16 protein-coding genes and 1 pseudogene are annotated in these 17,006 nt (G+C 67.1%); 10 read left to right on the plus strand and 7 right to left on the minus strand.

Annotated elements, in window-relative coordinates:
* The first annotated feature begins 47 nt into the window (after window positions 1-47).
* On the plus strand, window positions 48-1,124 hold the full coding sequence (locus tag ACLP9N_RS19540; RefSeq protein WP_442408991.1) for a glycerate kinase family protein: 1,077 nt from the start codon (window positions 48-50) through the stop codon (window positions 1,122-1,124).
* 66 nt (window positions 1,125-1,190) lie between these two features.
* Window positions 1,191-1,550: a HesB/IscA family protein gene (locus ACLP9N_RS19545; protein ID WP_442408958.1), complete on the plus strand. Its 360-nt coding sequence runs from the start codon at window positions 1,191-1,193 to the stop codon at window positions 1,548-1,550.
* Here ACLP9N_RS19545 and ACLP9N_RS19550 read toward each other — a convergent pair.
* Window positions 1,543-2,154, minus strand: a complete 612-nt coding sequence (locus ACLP9N_RS19550; RefSeq protein WP_442408959.1) for an Rv0361 family membrane protein — start codon at window positions 2,152-2,154, stop codon at window positions 1,543-1,545. The genes ACLP9N_RS19545 and ACLP9N_RS19550 overlap by 8 nt on opposite strands.
* Window positions 2,155-2,378: 224 nt before the next feature.
* On the opposite strand from ACLP9N_RS19550, the gene ACLP9N_RS19555 reads away from it, so the two are divergent.
* Window positions 2,379-3,353, plus strand: coding sequence for a carbohydrate kinase family protein (locus tag ACLP9N_RS19555; RefSeq protein ID WP_442408960.1), 975 nt, complete (start codon window positions 2,379-2,381; stop codon window positions 3,351-3,353).
* Between the two features lie 88 nt (window positions 3,354-3,441).
* Here the strand turns inward: ACLP9N_RS19555 and asnB are convergent, their stop codons facing one another.
* Complete coding sequence (asnB, locus tag ACLP9N_RS19560; protein WP_442408961.1) at window positions 3,442-5,397, minus strand: asparagine synthase (glutamine-hydrolyzing); 1,956 nt, start codon at window positions 5,395-5,397, stop codon at window positions 3,442-3,444.
* A 208-nt stretch (window positions 5,398-5,605) separates the two neighbouring features.
* On the opposite strand from asnB, the gene ctaC reads away from it, so the two are divergent.
* The 6 genes from ctaC to ACLP9N_RS19590 all read left to right on the plus strand — a co-directional run bounded on the left by ctaC (window position 5,606) and on the right by ACLP9N_RS19590 (window position 9,607).
* Complete coding sequence (gene ctaC, locus ACLP9N_RS19565) at window positions 5,606-6,688, plus strand: aa3-type cytochrome oxidase subunit II (RefSeq protein WP_442408962.1); 1,083 nt, start codon at window positions 5,606-5,608, stop codon at window positions 6,686-6,688.
* 8 nt (window positions 6,689-6,696) lie between these two features.
* A complete protein-coding gene (locus ACLP9N_RS19570; RefSeq protein ID WP_442408963.1) occupies window positions 6,697-7,116 on the plus strand; it encodes a cytochrome c oxidase subunit 4 in 420 nt (139 codons plus the stop codon).
* A gap of 183 nt (window positions 7,117-7,299) precedes the next feature.
* Window positions 7,300-8,217, plus strand: coding sequence for an MmpS family transport accessory protein (locus tag ACLP9N_RS19575; RefSeq protein ID WP_442408964.1), 918 nt, complete (start codon window positions 7,300-7,302; stop codon window positions 8,215-8,217).
* A complete protein-coding gene (locus ACLP9N_RS19580; protein ID WP_442408965.1) occupies window positions 8,217-8,861 on the plus strand; it encodes a DUF2561 family protein in 645 nt (214 codons plus the stop codon). The genes ACLP9N_RS19575 and ACLP9N_RS19580 overlap by 1 nt, the downstream gene beginning before the upstream one ends.
* Window positions 8,862-8,940: 79 nt before the next feature.
* Entirely contained in the window at window positions 8,941-9,207 is a 267-nt protein-coding gene (locus tag ACLP9N_RS19585) for a type II toxin-antitoxin system Phd/YefM family antitoxin (RefSeq protein WP_442408966.1), read from the plus strand.
* 4 nt (window positions 9,208-9,211) lie between these two features.
* A complete protein-coding gene (locus ACLP9N_RS19590; RefSeq protein WP_442408967.1) occupies window positions 9,212-9,607 on the plus strand; it encodes a type II toxin-antitoxin system VapC family toxin in 396 nt (131 codons plus the stop codon).
* Window positions 9,608-9,707: 100 nt separating this feature from the next.
* Here ACLP9N_RS19590 and qcrB read toward each other — a convergent pair whose 3' ends face one another.
* The 4 genes from qcrB to ctaE are packed head-to-tail and all read right to left on the minus strand — an operon-like array spanning window position 9,708 to window position 14,017.
* On the minus strand, window positions 9,708-11,366 hold the full coding sequence (gene qcrB, locus ACLP9N_RS19595) for a cytochrome bc1 complex cytochrome b subunit (protein WP_442408968.1): 1,659 nt from the start codon (window positions 11,364-11,366) through the stop codon (window positions 9,708-9,710).
* Window positions 11,363-12,538 (minus strand): cytochrome bc1 complex Rieske iron-sulfur subunit, encoded by a 1,176-nt coding sequence (gene qcrA / locus ACLP9N_RS19600; protein WP_442408969.1) that lies wholly within the window; start codon window positions 12,536-12,538, stop codon window positions 11,363-11,365. Before qcrA ends, qcrB begins: the two co-directional genes overlap by 4 nt.
* Window positions 12,535-13,395 (minus strand): cytochrome bc1 complex diheme cytochrome c subunit, encoded by an 861-nt coding sequence (gene qcrC / locus ACLP9N_RS19605; RefSeq protein WP_442408970.1) that lies wholly within the window; start codon window positions 13,393-13,395, stop codon window positions 12,535-12,537. The genes qcrA and qcrC overlap by 4 nt, the downstream gene beginning before the upstream one ends.
* Window positions 13,396-13,405: 10 nt before the next feature.
* Window positions 13,406-14,017, minus strand: coding sequence for an aa3-type cytochrome oxidase subunit III (gene ctaE / locus ACLP9N_RS19610; RefSeq protein WP_442408971.1), 612 nt, complete (start codon window positions 14,015-14,017; stop codon window positions 13,406-13,408).
* A 127-nt stretch (window positions 14,018-14,144) separates the two neighbouring features.
* Between ctaE and trpD the strand changes: the two genes are divergently transcribed.
* Window positions 14,145-15,212 (plus strand): anthranilate phosphoribosyltransferase, encoded by a 1,068-nt coding sequence (trpD, locus tag ACLP9N_RS19615; protein WP_442408972.1) that lies wholly within the window; start codon window positions 14,145-14,147, stop codon window positions 15,210-15,212.
* On the opposite strand, the pseudogene ACLP9N_RS19620 reads toward trpD, so the two are convergent.
* A pseudogene (locus ACLP9N_RS19620) lies at window positions 15,150-16,976 on the minus strand (DEDD exonuclease domain-containing protein); the annotation flags it as partial. The gene trpD and the pseudogene ACLP9N_RS19620 sit on opposite strands and share 63 nt — an antisense overlap.
* Between the last annotated feature and the right edge of the window lie 30 nt (window positions 16,977-17,006).

The raw sequence follows: 17,006 nt of genomic DNA on the forward strand, positions 1-17,006 counted from the left end.
ATGATGCTGACAATGGCCTCGCGCCCGGTCGTCTCCAGTTGCCGGCGATGCTGGTGTTGGTGGCCCCGGATTGCTACGGCGACAGTCTCTCGGCCACCGAGGCGGCCGCTGCCATCGCGACGGGCTGGACGCGGTCACGTCCGGGCGATCGGTTCATGATCGCCCCGCAGTCCGACGGTGGCCCGGGTTTCGTCGAAGTGCTGGCCGGCCAGCTGGGGGAGACGCGCCGGCTGCGGGTGTCCGGGCCGCTGGACACCCCGGTGGAAGCCGCCTGGGTGTTCGATGGCGGGTCGAAAACCGCCTACCTGGAGTGTGCGCAGGCGTGCGGCCTGGCCTTGCTCGACGGCCCGCCCACGCCGGAAACTGCGCTGGCAGCCAGCAGCAGGGGAGTCGGGCAGCTCATCGCCGAGGCGCTGCGGGCCGGGGCGCGCCGGATCGTGGTCGGGCTGGGAGGCAGTGCGTGCACCGACGGAGGTCAGGGGATGGTTGCCGAGCTCGGCGGCCTGGAAGCCGCCCGCGAACAGCTGGCCGGAGTCGAGCTGATCGCCGCCTCTGACGTCGAATACCCGCTGCTGGGCCCGTGGGGTGCGGCCAGGGTTTTCGCGCCGCAGAAGGGTGCCGACACGCCGACCGTGGCCGCGCTCGAAGTCCGCCTCGAGGCGTGGGCACTCGAACTGGAAGCGGCGGCCGGACGGGACGTCAGCGGGGAGCCGGGCGCTGGCGCCGCCGGTGGCATCGGCGCCGGGCTGCTAGCGCTGGGCGGCCGATGCAAGTCCGGCGCGGCGATCATCGCCGAACAAACCCACCTGGCCGAAAACCTTGCCGTCGCCGAGCTGATCGTCACCGGTGAGGGCCAGTTCGACGAGCAGTCCCTGCACGGGAAAGTGGTCGGTTCGCTCGCCGACGCGGCCCGTCCCCTGGGGATTCCGGTGGTGGTGCTCGCCGGACAGGTGTCCCTGGACAAGTCTGCGTCGCGATTAGCGGGCATCATGGCCGCCTTATCGATCGCCGAGTACGCCGGTTCGGTGCGGTTGGCGCAGGCCGATGCGGCCAATCAGCTCATGGGTTTGGCGTCTGTTGTGGCGGAGCGACTCGGGAATAGCGGCGCTGCAAGGTACCGTTGATGGGGTGGACTTTCCCCGGGTGGAACATCCGCCGGGATACATCAAGTGAGGCATGTAGGAGAAGCAATGACCGTGCAGAACGAGTCGAGCGCTACGACGACCCATGGCGTGATCTTGACCGAGGCTGCCGCCACCAAGGCGAAGTCCCTGCTGGACCAGGAGGGACGCGACGACCTGGCGCTGCGGATCGCGGTCCAGCCGGGCGGGTGCGCCGGGCTGCGCTACAACCTCTTCTTCGATGACCGCACCCTGGACGGCGATCTGACCGTGGAGTTCGGCGGGGTCACCCTGACGGTGGACCGGATGAGCGCGCCCTACGTGGAAGGTGCGTCGATCGACTTCGTGGACACCATCGAGAAGCAGGGTTTCACCATCGACAACCCCAACGCCACGGGTTCGTGCGCCTGCGGGGATTCATTTAACTGAACGAGCCCGCGTTCCGCAGCAGGTACGAGCACACCAAAATCTGGTTGCGCTGAAACAACAGCTGCGCGATGCCCTGCACTTGTCCGTGCATCGGGCCGCCGGCGACCGGCGACACCTTCATGGTGAACAGCGCCTGAGTCTGGTACTGCGACAAGTACACGACCTTGTCGATCGCGGTCACCTCGACCTCGGAGAACTGATTGCGAAACGCGTCGCTGCTCAGCTTGGCCAGGGCCTGGTCGGAGCGCCGGTCCCGGACGCCGTCGTACAGGCCGCACAGCGCGTTGCGTTCGATGGTGTCGACGTCGCGGTGTGCGAGAGCGTCCAGATACCCCTGAATCGCCGTCTTGACCGATCCTTCGGAGAACGCGGCGCCGGTGTTGGCTCCGTTGGTGCGCACCCCGTACACGATTGCCGCCGTTGTCGCGGCCACCAGCGCGACCGCCACCAGAATGCCGATGATCAGCCGCCTGCGCCGCGGTTTCGGGTGTGCGGGGTAGTTGCCCGGATACTCCAAGGGCGCAGGCCGGTGGGGTTCGCCCTCGGTGTGAGGCGGCGGTCCGTCGGCGCCGACAGTAGGATTCGGCGAGTGCGGACCGGCCATCGTGATTCTCCTACGGTGGTGTACGGGGCAAAGAGTCCCGATGATTGGCTGCCGCTGAACTTTGGTGCTGTCGGAGTGCTACCGGCAACCCAGTGACTCTCAAGGCAGGCTAGCGCAACCGCGGCCCGCGGCCTTGATTACATCGGGGCTGCATCGGGGCAGCCGTCGCGGCCCGACTTCCGTGGGTAAGCTAGGCGGGCTAACGAAGGAAGGGTGAAATTTTCGTGACGATCGCGGTGACCGGTTCGATTGCGACTGACAATCTGATGCGCTTTCCCGGCCGATTCTCCGAGCACCTACTGGCCGATCACCTGCAGAAGGTATCGCTCAGCTTCTTAGTCGACGACCTGGTGATTCACCGCGGCGGTGTGGCGGGAAACATCGCGTTCGCCATCGGTGTGCTGGGCGGCGACGTGGCGCTGGTCGGTGCGGCCGGTGATGACTTCGGCGACTACCGCGAATGGCTGCAGAGCCACGGTGTCAACTGCGACAACGTGCTGATCTCGGAAACCGCGCACACCGCACGTTTCGTCTGCACCACCGACCTCGACATGGCCCAGATCGCGTCGTTCTATCCCGGTGCCATGTCGGAGGCCCGCAACATCAAGCTCGCCGACGTCGTGTCGTCCGTCGGCAAACCGGAGCTGGTCATCATCGGCGCCAATGACCCCGACGCCATGGTGGTGCACACCGACGAGTGCCGTGAGCTCGGGCTGGCCTTCGCCGCCGACCCGTCCCAGCAGCTGCCTCGCCTGTCCGGAGACGAGATCAACCGGCTCATCGACGGTGCGGCCTACCTGTTCACCAACGATTACGAGTGGGAGCTTTTGCTGTCCAAGACCGGCTGGTCGGAGGACGATGTGCGGGAAAAGGTCGGCCTGCGGGTGACGACGCTCGGCCCCAAGGGTGTCGACATCGTGGAGCGCGACGGCACAACCACGCACGTCGATGTGGTGCCTGAGACCAGCCAGACCGATCCCACCGGCGTCGGCGACGCATTCCGGGCCGGTTACCTGACCGGACGCAGCGCCGGTCTGAGCCTGGAGCGTTCGGCACAGCTGGGCTCGCTGGTCGCCGTGCTGGTGCTGGAGTCGACCGGAACCCAAGAATGGGCGTGGGACCACGAGGTCGCGAAGACTCGCTTGGCCGGCGCCTACGGCGACGACGCCGCCGCCGAAATCACCGCGGTGCTGGCTTAGTCAGCGCGAGACACAAAAGCACCGGAAAACCGGCGTGTCGCGGCGCTTTTGCTGGGGGCACCTCCCGCTTGCGGGGGACTGCTCGGCCTCATAACTCGACCGGATAGACCGGCTCGCTGATCTGCGGCACCACGGTGTGCTCGACAAAGATCGCGTGCCAGAGCATGAAGATCAGCACCGTCCACAGCCGGCGGCTGTGATCGGCGGCGCCGGTCCGGTGCTCGTCAAGCATCCGCCGCACGGCGGCTAGGTCGATGAGGTGATCGGCGTGCGACGAGTCCACCATCGCGTACGCCCATTCCAGCAGTTCCCCGGCGCGCAGCCAGTGCCGGATCGGGACCGGGAACCCGAGCTTGGGCCGGTGCAGCACGTGCGCCGGGACGATGGGCTCCAGCGCCCGCCGCAGCGCGTACTTGGTGGTGGTCCGGGTGATCTTGGCGTCCACCGGAAGCCGGGAGGCCACGGCGAACACCTCGGGGTCCAAAAACGGCACCCGAAGCTCCAGCGAGTTGGCCATCGTCATCTTGTCGGCCTTGACTAAAATGTCGCCGCGCAGCCAGGTGAACAGGTCGATGTGCTGCATGCGGGCCACCGGGTCCCAGCCGGCCGATTCGGCGTACAGCGATGCGGTGACGTCGGTGTGGTTCCAGTCCTCGCGGAAAGCCACCAGCACGTCGCGCAGCTGCGCGTCGGAGAAACTGCGGGCATTGCCGTAGTAACGCTCCTCGAGCGTGAGCGACCCGCGGTGCAGCAGGCTCTTGCCACGCATGCCGTCGGGCAGCGGTTTGGAGACCTTGCGCATCGAGCGCCGCAGCGGCCGCGGCAGGTAGTCGAAGGGCTTCAACGACAGCGGCTCCCGGTAGATCGTGTAGCCGCCGAACAGCTCGTCGGCGCCCTCGCCGGATAGCACCACCTTGACGTGCTTTCGCGCCTCGCGGGCGACGAAGAACAACGGAACCAGCGCGGGGTCGGCGACCGGCTCATCGAGGTACCAGACGATCTCGGGCAGCGCGGCGACGAACTCGTCGGGGCTGACCACCTTGGCGATGTGGCGGGCACCGATCGCATCGGCGGAGGCCACCGCGACATCGATCTCGGAGAATCCCTCCCGCTCGAAACCCGTGGTGAACGTGATCAGCCGCGGGTTGTGCCGGATGGCCAGCGCCGCGATCGCCGTCGAGTCGATTCCTCCGGAGAGAAACGCCCCGACGGTGACGTCGGCGCGCATGTGCTTGGCCACCGAATCCTCGAGCACCGCGGTGATCTCGTCGTAGCGGGCCTGTTCGGTGCCGGGGGTGATCGGCGTGGCGGCAAAGCGCGGCACGAAGTAGCGGGTGATCTCGGGCGCCACGCCGGGCCGGATCCGGGCGTAGCAGCCCGATTCCAGCCGGCGCACCCCGCGGTGCAGCGTCTCGGGCTCCGGGACGTATTGCAGGACCGTGTAGTGCTGCACTGCCCGCTCGTCGATGCGAGTGTCGAACCCGATCAAATCGGCCAGATCCAGCAGGCATTTCTTCTCACTGGCCACCGCGGTGCCGCCGCTGCCGGTCGCCATGAACAGCGGCTTGATGCCGAAAGGATCGCGGGCACAGAACAATTCACGGGTCACCGTGTCCCACAGCGCGAAGGCGAACATGCCGCGCAGGCGCCTCAGCACATCGGTGCCCCAGTAGTGGTAGCCGGCGACGATGGCCTCGCCGTCGCCGTCGGTGGCGAAGACAGCGCCGTGCCGGGTGCGCAATTCCTCGCGCAGTTCGAGGTAGTTGTAGATCTCGCCGTTGAACACCAGCACGTAGCGGTCGTGGGCCTGCCGCGGCCCCCACCTCAGCGGCTGGTGCGAATGCGCGATGTCGATGAAGGACAGCCGATTGAAGCCGAATACGACGGTCCCATCACCGTCGGGGTCAAACAGTCCGCCGGGCTCGTCGGGCCCGCGGTGACGCATCAGTCGTAATGCGCGAGCAATGGCGGTGTCGGCCTCGATCGCGGCAGCGGGGCTCTCGCCGTCGGTCGGCGCCGCTATCAAGGCCAGCAGTCCACACACGGCGCCCCAGTATGCCAGCACTCGGCGCCGTTCACGCCTCGTGAGTGCGCCCTTTAGGGTCCGTTTCGGCCCGCATCGTCGCCCGCGTGAGCGTCGTGGTCTACGCTGCGTAGTATTCGGATCCGAGTTAGCCGAGAATTGCGGACTCGCCAGCCGCACTCGGGGCTCGGACGCAAACGGCCCAGCTTGTGATACAGGAGGCGCCAACGTGACACCTCGCGGGCCAGCCCGTTTTTCGAAGCCCGCCGACGGCGGTGTGGGCTCCGTACACGCACGTCGGTTCCGATGGCTGGCGTTGGTCGGCACGCTGGGAGTGCTGGCCGTCACCCTGAGCGGATGCAGTTGGTCGGAAGCCCTGGGCATGGGCTGGCCCGAGGGCATCACCCCGGAGGCTCACCTCAACCGGGAGCTGTGGGTCGGAGCGGTGATCGCCTCCCTTGTGGTCGGCGTCATCGTGTGGGGCCTCATCTTCTGGTCGGCCGCCTTCCACCGGAAGAAGCAATCCGACACCGAGCTGCCGCGCCAGTTTGGCTACAACATGCCGCTGGAGCTGGCGCTGACCGTGACGCCGTTCCTCATCATCTCGGTGTTGTTCTATTTCACGGTGGTGGTGCAGGAGAAAATGCTGCACATGGCCAAGGACCCCGAAGTCGTGGTCGACGTCACAGGCTTCCAATGGAACTGGAAGTTCGGTTATCAGCGGGTCAACTTCAAAGACGGCACCCTGACCTACGAGGGTGCCGACGAGGCGCGCAAGAAGGCCATGGTCTCCAAGCCGGAGGGCAAAGACGCCCACGGTGAAGAGCGGGTCGGGCCGGTGCACGGGATCAACACCGAGGACCGGACCTATCTGAACTTCGACAAGGTCGAAACGCTGGGAACGAGCGACGAAATTCCGGTGCTGGTGCTGCCCGCCGGCAAGCGCATCGAATTCCAAATGGCCGCGGCCGATGTGATCCACGCATTCTGGGTGCCGGAATTCTTGTTCAAGCGCGACGTGATGCCGCACCCCGCGGAGAACAACTCCGTCAACGTTTTCCAGGTCGAACAGATCACCAAGACCGGGGCATTCGTCGGGCATTGCGCCGAGATGTGCGGAACGTATCACTCGATGATGAACTTCGAGGTTCGGGTGGTCTCGGCCAACGACTTCAAGGCCTACCTACAGCAACGCATCGACGGAAAGACCAACGCGCAGGCTTTGCAGGCGATCAACCAGTCCCCGGTAGCGACAAGCACGCACCCCTTCGACGCCCGCCGCGGTGAGTTGGTCGGAAGGCAGTCAGGTTAGGACACCCCATGCATATCGAAGCGAGGCTGTTCGAATTCGTCGCCGCGTTCTTCATCCTGGTCGCGGTGCTGTATGGGACTTTGACGACGATGTTCGCCAATGGTGGTGTGGAGTGGGCGGGCACCACGGCGCTCGCGCTGACCGGTGGCCTGGCGTTGATCACGGCCACCTTCTTCCGCTTCGTGGCGCGTCGGCTGGACACCCGGCCCGAGGATTATGAAGGCGCCGAGATCAGTGACGGCGCAGGCGAATTGGGTTTTTACGCCCCGCACAGTTGGTGGCCAATCCTGGTCGCGTTGGCCGGCTCGGTGGCCGCGGTCGGTATCGGCCTGTGGCTGCCGTGGTTGATCGTTGCCGGGGTGGTGTTCATCCTGGCCTCGGTGGCCGGCCTGGTCTTCGAGTACTACATAGGCCCCGAGAAGCACTGATCGGCACCATAATGGTCACAATCAGGGCATCAGTTGATCGGTGGCGATGTCGCGGATACTTCTTTGCCCCGCTCGGTTCGGTAGGGTTTGCCCAAGCACAATGAGAAGCTCCCCAGCGTGCGCGCAACGAGGTAACTGCGGGGCCTTGCGCGCTGGAGATGCAGTTGGACAGGGCAGGCAAACATGAGCGGGCCGAATCCCCCGGGACCGGGACGTGAGGAAGCCGATTCCGCCAGCGAGCTCAGCGGCGAATTGGATTCCGGCAGCGGGCCCGTCCCAGAACCGGGATCCCCGGACCACAGCGGCGAAATAGGCGAAATAGCCGAAATAGAGGCGCACGACCACACGAGCGAGACCGACGCATATTCGCGGGCCTATTCGGCTCCGGAGTCCGAGCACTTCACGAGCGCCCCATATATGCCGGCCGATCTCAGGCTCTACGACTACGACGACTACGACGAGCCGTCCGGGGACGATGAGCGTCGTGCCCCGCGCTGGCCGTGGGTGGTCGGTGTGGCCGCCATCGTGGCCGCGATCGCGCTCGTGGTTTCGGTGTCGCTGCTGGTCGCGGGCACCGATACCAGCAAGCTCGCCGCCCCCGGCACCACCATGACCACCACCCCGGCCGGCCCGCCCGTGCAGGACCAAATCACGACAACCACGCCGCCGCCCCCGCCACCGCCGACGGCTACGGAGACGCAGACGGTGACGGTGACACCTTCACCTCCGCCACCCCCACCCCCGGCGCCGGCGCCGACCACAGCGGCACCGCCGCCGGCGACCAGTACCGCCGCGGCGCCCCCGCCGCCGGAGACCACGACGCCGGCCGCTCCGCGGCAAGTCACCTATACGGTGACCGGCACCAAAGTGCCGGGCGACATCATCACGGTGACCTACGTCGACGCCTCTGGCCGGCGACGGACCCAGCACAACGTGTACATCCCGTGGTCCTTTACCGTCACACCGATCTCGCAATCCGATGTCGGATCTCTCGAGGCGTCCAGCCTTTTCCGGGTCAGCAGGCTCAACTGCTCGATCACCACCAGCGACGGAACGGTGCTCTCGTCCAACAACAACGACGCACCGCAGACGAGCTGCTGATGACGAGTAGATATGCGGCATACCGGCATGGGTCGGACACCGTTCCGCCCGACGTCGTCGATCGCATTCTGGTGGGGGCGTGCGCGGCGGTCTGGCTGGTGCTGATAGGCGTGAGCGTGGCCGCCGCCGTGGCGCTGGCGAACCTGGGCCAGGGCTATCACAAGTCGGCCGCTAGCCAGCACACCCCGTGGGTGTTGTACGCCGTCATCATCGTCTCGGCGCTGATCATCGCGGGAGCGATCCCGGTGCTGGTGCGGGCTCGCCGCATGTCCCGCACTGAGCCGCCGGCTCAACTGGCGGGCGCATCGGCGCGCGGTGCGGCCAGACAGCTGGTCAGGACCGGGCACCCCGCGGCGCGTCCCGCGGCCGACCGGGCACGCCCCGCGAGGATCCAGCCGTCGGCGCCGGCCGCAGAGTCGCCGGGCTCAGCCGCGGACCGGATCTGGTTGCGCGGCACCGTCGCACTGACCGGCACGCTAGGGGTCGCGCTGATCGGGGTCGCGGCGGCGACCTATCTGATGGCCGTCGGTCACGACGGAGCGTCGTGGGTCGCCTACGGGCTGGCGGGGGCCGTCACCGCCGGGCTGCCGGCGATCGAGTGGTTCCACGTGCGGCAGCTACGCCAAGTGATCGCCGCGCAGTAGTGCGCGGGCCGCAACTCGCCCGTCCGGCCCAAGCTGCCGTCTGCGCATCCCTTTGGCCTCATGCGCTACCATGTAGCACATGAGGAGTATCGGCGTCCGCGAACTGCGTCAAAACGCCAGCAAGTACCTCGAGGACGTGGCAGCGGGGGAGTCAATCGAGATCACCGACCGGGGCCGTCCGGTCGCGCGCCTGGTGCCCGTGTCGGGCGATCCGTGGCAAGACCTGATTAATGCTGGAGACGTCGTGTTGGCGTCGCGTTCGTTGAAGGCTGACGACATCAGGCCCGAGACCTACCCGCACAGCGCCAGCAAAGCCCTCGAGCAACTGCGCCGCGACGAACGCTAGTCCGATGCGAACCTACATGGACACCTCCGCGCTGGTGAAACTCGTTGTCACCGAACCTGAATCGGGGGCGCTGCAAGCCTTTTTTGCCGAGCGCAGCCACGACACCCTGTTCTCAGCGGCTTTGGCCCGCACTGAACTCGTGCGGGCGGTCGCCGCAAACGGACCCAAAGCCATCGTTGGAGCCCGAGACCTCCTGCGGGGACTGGACATGGTCGTGCTGACCCGACAACTGCTCGACGACGCCGGCACATTGCTCCCGTTACGCCTTCGCAGCCTGGACGCCATCCACCTCGTTGCCGCACAGCGCGCCGGTGACACCCTGCGCGCGATCATCACCTACGACACTCGAATGCTTTCAGCCGCAGCAGATCTCGGCATCGCGACAGAATCACCACGCTAGGCGCTGCAAACAAACGGCCATCCTGACCCGCCTGCGCAGCCACGTCCGCTTCCAGGCGCGATCCTGCTGGCGAGCGGCGAAACCGCGCTCCCGGCTGCGGCTAGTGCTCGCCGTGCTCGCCATCGGTGGAACCGGTGATGGCCTCCTGGTATTCGCGCAGCGCCGTGAGCACACGCTCTTCGGAGGCGTGCGACGCCTCGCGCAACGCCCTGTCCTCCGAAACCGGATCGGCACGCAGGAAGCTCCCGGAGCCCGGTGTGCCGGCTGAACCAAGCTTGTTCATTCGCTTGGGAACCGCGGCGCCCTGGTACTCCAGCGGGATCGGGTGGCCGTGGCCGTCGACCGGGCCGAGCGGCTGGTGCAGCTCGATGTAAGCGCCGTGCGGCAGCCGCTTGATGATGCCGGTTTCCACGCCATGCTCGAGCACCGCGCGGTCACTGCGCTGAAGTCCGATGCACCAGCGATAGGCGATGAAGTAGACGAACGGCGGAAGGATCACCATGCCGATGCGCCCGATCCACGTCGTCGCGTTCAGCGAGATGTGGAACTTGAACGCGATCACGTCGTTCATCGCCGCGAGCGTGAGGAGCATGTAGAAGGAGATCGCCATCGCGCCGATCGAGGTGCGCACCGGAACGTCGCGCGGCCGTTGCAGCAGGTTGTGGTGCGCGTAGTCGCGACTGAACCGCTTCTCCAGGAATGGGTAGATGATCAGCAGGACGAATACCAGGCCCATGATGATCGCGACCCAGACCACGGCGGGAATGGTGTGATGCCAGAAGTAGAACTCCCACGGCGGCCAGATACGGGCCAAGCCCTCGGTCCACATCATGTAGAAGTCCGGCTGTGAGCCCGCCGAGATCTGGGATGGCTTGTAGGGACCCAGGTTCCAGATCGGGTTGATCTGTAGCAGGCCGCCCATCAGGCCAAGCACGCCGACGATGGGCGCGAAGAACGCGCCGGACTTGACCGCGAACACCGGCATCACCCGCACGCCGACGACGTTGTGCTCGGTGCGTCCCGGGCCGGGGAACTGGGTGTGTTTCTGGAACCACACCATCGCCAGGTGCAGCCCGATGAGCGCCAGGATGATGCCGGGTAGCAGCAGGATGTGCAGCACATACATCCGGGGGATCAAGATGGCGCCCGGGAAATCGCCGCCGAACAGGGCCCAGTGCAGCCAGGTCCCGATCACCGGCATTCCCAGCGTGATCGATGACAGTGAGGCCCGGATCCCGATGCCCGAGAGCAGGTCATCGGGCAGCGAGTAGCCGAAGAAGCCCTCGAACATGGCCAGGATCAACAGCAGCGACCCGATCACCCAGTTGGCCTCGCGCGGCCGCCGGAACGCGCCGGTGAAGAAGATGCGCGCCAGGTGCACCATGATCGCCGCGGCGAACATCAGAGCGGCCCAGTGGTGGACCTGCCGGACGAACAGGCCGCCGCGGACTTCGAAGGAGATGTCGAGCGCCGTTTCATAGGCGCGCGACATCTCGACCCCGCGCAGCGGTTGGTACACGCCGTGGTAGGTGACCTCGGTCATGGACGGATCGAAGAACAGCGTCAGGTACACGCCGGTGAGCAGCAGCACGATGAAGCTGTACATCGCGATCTCGCCGAGCAAGAACGACCAGTGCGTGGGGAAGACCTTGTTGAGCTGACGCCGGACGGCCGCCGAGGGGTGATAGCGCGTGTCGATATCCTCGCCTTGTTTGGCCAGGACGTCACCGATCTTCGGGGGACTCAGTTTCGGGCTCATGTTGTTGTGCGCTCCCAGAATGCCGGTCCGACGGGCTCGATGAAGTCACCGTTGGCGACCAGATACCCGTTGGAGTCGATCGTGATGGGCAGTTGCGCCAGCGCGCGCGCCGCCGGGCCGAAGATCGGCTTGGCGAAGTGCAACGCGTCGAACTGCGACTGGTGGCAGGGGCACAGGATGCGGTAGGACTGCTGCTCGTACAGCGACGACGGGCAGCCCAGATGCGAGCAGACCTTGCTGAAGGCGAAGAACTCGCCGAAGTTGAAGCTTTCCTGCCCTTGACGCTTCACCACGCGGCCCATGTCGCTGGGCTTGATGCGGATGAGCATCACCGGATTGCGGACACCCATCTTGATCGCCGACAGCTTTTCGTGTGACTCCACGGTGGTGCCGTCGCCGTCCGACTCCCGCCACGGGAAGACGGTCTCCATCGCGCCGGCATCCATGTCTTCGGGGCGCATCTTGACGAACGGCGCGCCTTCGCTGGCGCCGGTTGCGCGGGCCAGATAGATGGTTTCGCCGTGATAGCGCGGGGTCCAGCCCGACGTCCACAGCACGGCCTTCTTCCCGTCGGCGGTGTCCACGACCGGCTTCCATGGGTTCTTGATGAGGCCGCCGGCAAACGCCACCAAGGTGGACAGGCCGAACGCGCCCAGGCCCAGGCCCAGCGAGGCGCCGACCAACTTGCGGCGCTTGATCGTCGAGCCCTCCAGCGCGTCGGTCAGGTTCGCCACGACCGTCTTGCGGTCGATCTCGCGGGAAGCGCCGTCGTGTCGCTCCTGGATCGAAATCTCTTCCGGGATAAACCGTTTCTGGTACAGCACGGCGCCGATGGCGATCGACAGCACGGACAGCCCGAAGGTCAGACCGTACAGCGGGGTAGCCAGCGTATACAGCAGGCTACCGGCGGCCCCCTTGGGTTTGTATTCCCACGGCCAGAACAGGAAGACCAGCAGCAACGCCAGGCCGAAAGCGCCGCCCAGCAAAAGCCACAGGGCGACTCCCCGCTCGGCGCGCTTCTCGGCCCGGGTGCCCTCGACCGGCCAGCGGGGCTCCTTATAGGCGATCTGGACGCCGTCGAGCTTGCCGCCCAGGTCCAGCAGTTCCTTATTCGACATCGAGGCCAAGGCGGCCTCGTCAGGTTCGAGACCGGGTTTCCGCGCTTCGCTCATGATCGCGCCCCAATCCACAGTGCCAGCCCGATCGCGGCGACCATTCCGATGATCCAGAAGGCCATGCCCTCGGGCGCGGGTCCGAATCCACCGAGGCCATAGCCGCCAGGCGCGCGCTCTTCGGCGACGGTCCTGACGTAGCCGATGATGTCCTTCTTCGCGTCGAGGGAAAGCTGGCGGTCGGAGAACTTCGGCATGTTCTGCGGGCCGGTCAGCATTGCGGCGAGGATTTGCTGTTCGTTGGCGGGCCCGAGGTCGGGCGCGAACTTGCCTGACGACAGCGCCCCGCCCTTTCCGGTGAAGTTGTGGCACGAGGCGCAGTTGAGCCGGAACAGGTCACCGCCGCGGCCCAGGTCATCGCCGCGCAGCGACTTCATCGCGAGGCTGCCGTCCGGGTTGCGCAGCACGGTGGGGCCACCGCCGTTGGCTTGCACGTAGGCGCCGATCGCGTCGATCTGCGACTCGTCGAAGATCGGATCCTTGCGGACCGCCTGGGCCTCACCACGCATGGCAGGCATCCGGCCGGTGGACACCTGGAAGTACACGGCGGCCTCGCCGACGCCGATCAGGCTGGGCCCGTGGTCGCTCACACCTTGCAGGTTGGCACCGTGGCAGGACACGCAGGAGGTGTCGAACAGCTGCTTGCCGGTACGCAGCAGCGCCGAGTTGTTCTCGTCGGCGACCGCTACCTGGGGTGAGGGGGTGAGGACCGCCGCCAGTCCCCCTGAAACGGTCAGCGCTATCAGCAGCAGCAGGCCGCCCGACAATCGGCGCCGCAAACGCCGCCGGGCGATCGGCTCACCCCGGCCAGTCGGGCCATTCGGGCTAGCGAATCGACTGAACCCCAGTTTCTTCAACCGCTCACTCCTATCGAATGAAATAGATCACGGTGAACAGCGCGATCCACACGATGTCGACGAAATGCCAGTAATACGAGACGACGATGCTGGCGGTCGCCTGCGCGGGTGTGAATTTGGTCATCGCGGTGCGGGCCAGCAAGAAGATGAAGGCGATCAGGCCGCCGGTGACGTGTAGCCCGTGGAAGCCGGTGGCCAGGAAGAAGACGGTGCCGTAGGAGCTGCTGGGGATCGTGGTCCCATGGGTCACCAGGTGGAAGTACTCGTAGCCCTGGCCGAGGACGAAGAACAGGCCCATCAGAAACGTGATGACATACCAGCGGCGCAGCCCGAAGATGTCGCCGCGCTCGGCCGCGAACACCCCCATCTGGCAGGTGAACGACGAGGCGATCAGGACCAGCGTCACCGGCACGGCCTGATACAGATTCAGCTCGGTCGGCGGCGGCGGCCACTTCCCGCCGGCCTGAGCTCGTGCCGTGAAGTACATCGCGAACAGGCCAGCAAAGAACATCAGCTCACTGGAAAGCCAGACTATGGTGCCAACACTGACCATGTTGGGCCGATTCAGCGAATGAACTCGCGACGTGATCGCAGTACCCGAGGTTCCTACAGCGCTCGTCACATCCGCAAGTATGACGCTTTGTAGTTGTTGAGCACTACCCGGGTCAGAAATTTGTTGCACGCGTCGTTTCCGGCCTCGTTTCTCAAGCGTCTTTTGGGGCGGTTGGTGATCGTGGGACCATCGGCGCGTGGAACACCTTTCATGGCCGCAGGTTCTGGGGCGTCTGACGGACGGACAGCACCTGGCTCGGGGCCAAGCCGCCTGGGCAATGGACCAGATCATGGCCGGCAACGCCCGGCCGACTCAGATCGCGGCTTTCGCGGTGGCGATGAAGATGGAGGTTCCCAGCGCGGCCGAAGTCGGTGAGCTGGCCGACGTCATGCTCAGCCACGCACGCCAGATGCCCACAGACGCGATCCGCAGCGACAGCGGAGACATCCGAGACTCCGTTGACATCGTCGGCACCGGCGGTGACGGCGTCAACACCGTCAACCTGTCCACCATGGCCGCCATTGTGGTTGCGGCCGCGGGTGTGCGGGTGGTCAAACATGGCAACCGCGCGGCCTCGTCGCTGTCCGGCGGCGCCGACACGCTGGAGGCGCTCGGGGTGCGCATCGACCTCGGGCCCGAGCAGGTCGCGCGCAGCGTCGCCGAGGTGGGGATCGGGTTCTGCTTCGCGCCGATTTTCCATCCGTCGTACCGGCACGCGGCCGTGGTGCGACGCGAGCTCGGGGTGCCGACGGTGTTCAATCTCCTTGGGCCGCTTACCAATCCGGCTTGGCCGCGGGCGGGGCTGATCGGCTGCGCGTTTGCCGACCTCGCCGAGGTGATGGCGGGCGTGTTCGCCGCACGCCGCTCCAGCGTGCTCGTCGTGCACGGCGACGACGGGCTCGACGAGTTGACCACCACCACGACGAGCACCATCTGGCGGGTGCAGGCCGGCACGGTGGACAAGCTGACCTTCGATCCCGCCGGATTCGGCTTCGCCCGCGCCGAGCTCGACGAGCTGCTGGGCGGCGACGCGCAGGCCAACGCGGCCGAAGCGCGTTCGGTGCTGTCCGGTGCCAAGGGCGCGGTGCGAGACGCCGTCGTGCTCAACGCGGCCGGCGCGATCGTTGCCCATGCCGGGCTATCCAGCCGCGCTGAATGGCTGCCCGCGTGGGAGGACGGGTTGGCGCGTGCCGGCGCGGCCATCGACTCCGGCGCGGCCGAACAGCTGCTCGCGCGATGGGTGCGGTTCAGCCAGCAGGTCTGAGCCCCGGTCCTGCTCGCCGGCCAGCCGAGCCGAGCGCGCCAACGTCGCCCACGCCGCCCAGGCGCCCGCCGACCGCAGCGGCGAAGCCCACCCGTCCCCGGAGACGCGGACGATGCGCACCCCCGGCGCGGCCAGCCAGCGCGCGATGAGCGCGGTCTCCTCGACCAGCCCGCCGCCGAGCGGGGCCGGCGCGGGCAGGATCACCTGGGCGCCGGCCCGGATGGCGTCCACCACCGGCGTCGGCGGCACCCCGCGGGGGGCGGTGCCGGCGGCGGCCAGTTGGCCGTGCCGGATGACGGCGAGGTGGTAGCCGCCCTCAGCATTCGGGCTGTCCGGCGCCGCGGCGATCAGCTCGGGCAACGCGGCCAGCGCACGCAGCCGCTGGGCCCGCCACAGCGCCTCGACAGCAGCGGCGGTGCGGTCACGCAAGCGCGCGGCGCTCTCGTAGTGCCGGCGCTCGGCCAGCGCGGTGACCTGGTGCACGGCCGCGGCCAGCGCGGTGTTGTCCAGCCCATCGATCAGGGCCGCGGCGCGCGCCACCGCCGCGGCGTACTGGATGGCCGTCACGTCGCGGGCGGCCGGGCACGGCGACACCTCGAGCAGAGGACAGGCGGGCCCGTGCAGCGCCGACCGGGCCAGCCGCGCGGTACAGGTCCGCAGCCCGGTGAACCGCGCCAGCAGCGCCGCTGTTTCGGCGGCGTCGGCCCGGGACCGAAACGGTCCGACGGCGCGGTCGTGCCGCGGCGCACGCAGCGCCGAAAGCCGCGGAAACGCTTCGTCGGTGAGTGCCACCCACCACCAGCGCTGCGGAAACTTCGACCGGCGGTTGTACGGCGGCGCATGCGCGGCCAGCATCCGCAGTTCCCGCACACCGGCCTCCAGCGAGTGTGCGCACTCGACGTGGTCGACCGCTTCGGCCAGCGTGACCATCTCCTTCATCCGGCCGCGGGTGTCGGCGCCGGTGAAGTACTGGCTGACCCGGCGCCGCAAGTCCACGGCGGTGCCGACATAGAGCACCTCGCCCGACGGCCCGCGGAACAGATAGACCCCCGGCCGGTGTGGCAGTCCCTGGGCGAGCACTCTTTTGCGGCGCTGGGTCGGCGTCACGTTCGGCAGATACGCGCGCAGGTCGGCGTAGGAGTACACGCCCTGGTTGCCGACTCGCTCAATGAGGGCGTGCAACACGTCGACGGTGGCGCGGGCGTCGTCGAGGGCGCGGTGGGTGGGCTGGGAGGCGGCGGTGAACAGCCGCGCCAAGGCGGCCAGCCGCACGCTGGGGGCTTCTTCGCGGCTCAGCACCCGGCGGGCCAGCCGGACAGTGCACAGCACTGGCGGCCGGGGCCAGGCGATGTTGCACCGTTGCGCTGCGGCGCGCAGGAATCCGATGTCGAATCCGGCGTTGTGGGCGACCAGCACCGAATCGTGGGCGAACTCCAAAAACATCGGCAGCACGGCGTCGATGGTCGGAGCGTCACAGACCATCGCCGACGTGATGCCGGTGAGCTGCACGATCTGCGGGGGGATGCTGCGCTGCGGGTCCACCAGGGTGGCGAACTCGCCAAGCACGACGCCGCCGCGGACCTTGACCGCGCCGATCTCGGTGATCGCATCCGGGGGCTTTTGCTCGGTGCCCGTCGCTCGTCCGCCCGTCGTCTCGAGGTCGACCACGACGAAGGTGGTCTGACGTAGCGACAGTGCGCCGGCCGAATCGAGGGCCGACTCCAGCCCGGCGAAACTCAGCTGATTCGAGCCGGTCACACCCATGGTCGTGACCGTAAGCACCTGCACCGACAG

The organism is Mycobacterium sp. (genome assembly GCF_052144515.1).
Lineage (GTDB): Bacteria > Actinomycetota > Actinomycetes > Mycobacteriales > Mycobacteriaceae > Mycobacterium.

What these genes read in the sequence shown, in the direction of transcription:
- qcrB (WP_442408968.1), bottom strand. Translation starts at nt 11,366, where the DNA reads ATGAGCCCGAAACTGAGTCCCCCGAAGATCGGTGACGTCCTGGCCAAA.
- ACLP9N_RS19575 (WP_442408964.1), top strand. Translation starts at nt 7,300, where the DNA reads ATGAGCGGGCCGAATCCCCCGGGACCGGGACGTGAGGAAGCCGATTCC.
- ACLP9N_RS19590 (WP_442408967.1), top strand. Translation starts at nt 9,212, where the DNA reads ATGCGAACCTACATGGACACCTCCGCGCTGGTGAAACTCGTTGTCACC.
- ACLP9N_RS19550 (WP_442408959.1), bottom strand. Translation starts at nt 2,154, where the DNA reads ATGGCCGGTCCGCACTCGCCGAATCCTACTGTCGGCGCCGACGGACCG.
- ACLP9N_RS19580 (WP_442408965.1), top strand. Translation starts at nt 8,217, where the DNA reads ATGACGAGTAGATATGCGGCATACCGGCATGGGTCGGACACCGTTCCG.
- ACLP9N_RS19540 (WP_442408991.1), top strand. Translation starts at nt 48, where the DNA reads ATGCTGGTGTTGGTGGCCCCGGATTGCTACGGCGACAGTCTCTCGGCC.
- ACLP9N_RS19570 (WP_442408963.1), top strand. Translation starts at nt 6,697, where the DNA reads ATGCATATCGAAGCGAGGCTGTTCGAATTCGTCGCCGCGTTCTTCATC.
- qcrA (WP_442408969.1), bottom strand. Translation starts at nt 12,538, where the DNA reads ATGAGCGAAGCGCGGAAACCCGGTCTCGAACCTGACGAGGCCGCCTTG.
- ACLP9N_RS19585 (WP_442408966.1), top strand. Translation starts at nt 8,941, where the DNA reads ATGAGGAGTATCGGCGTCCGCGAACTGCGTCAAAACGCCAGCAAGTAC.
- ACLP9N_RS19545 (WP_442408958.1), top strand. Translation starts at nt 1,191, where the DNA reads ATGACCGTGCAGAACGAGTCGAGCGCTACGACGACCCATGGCGTGATC.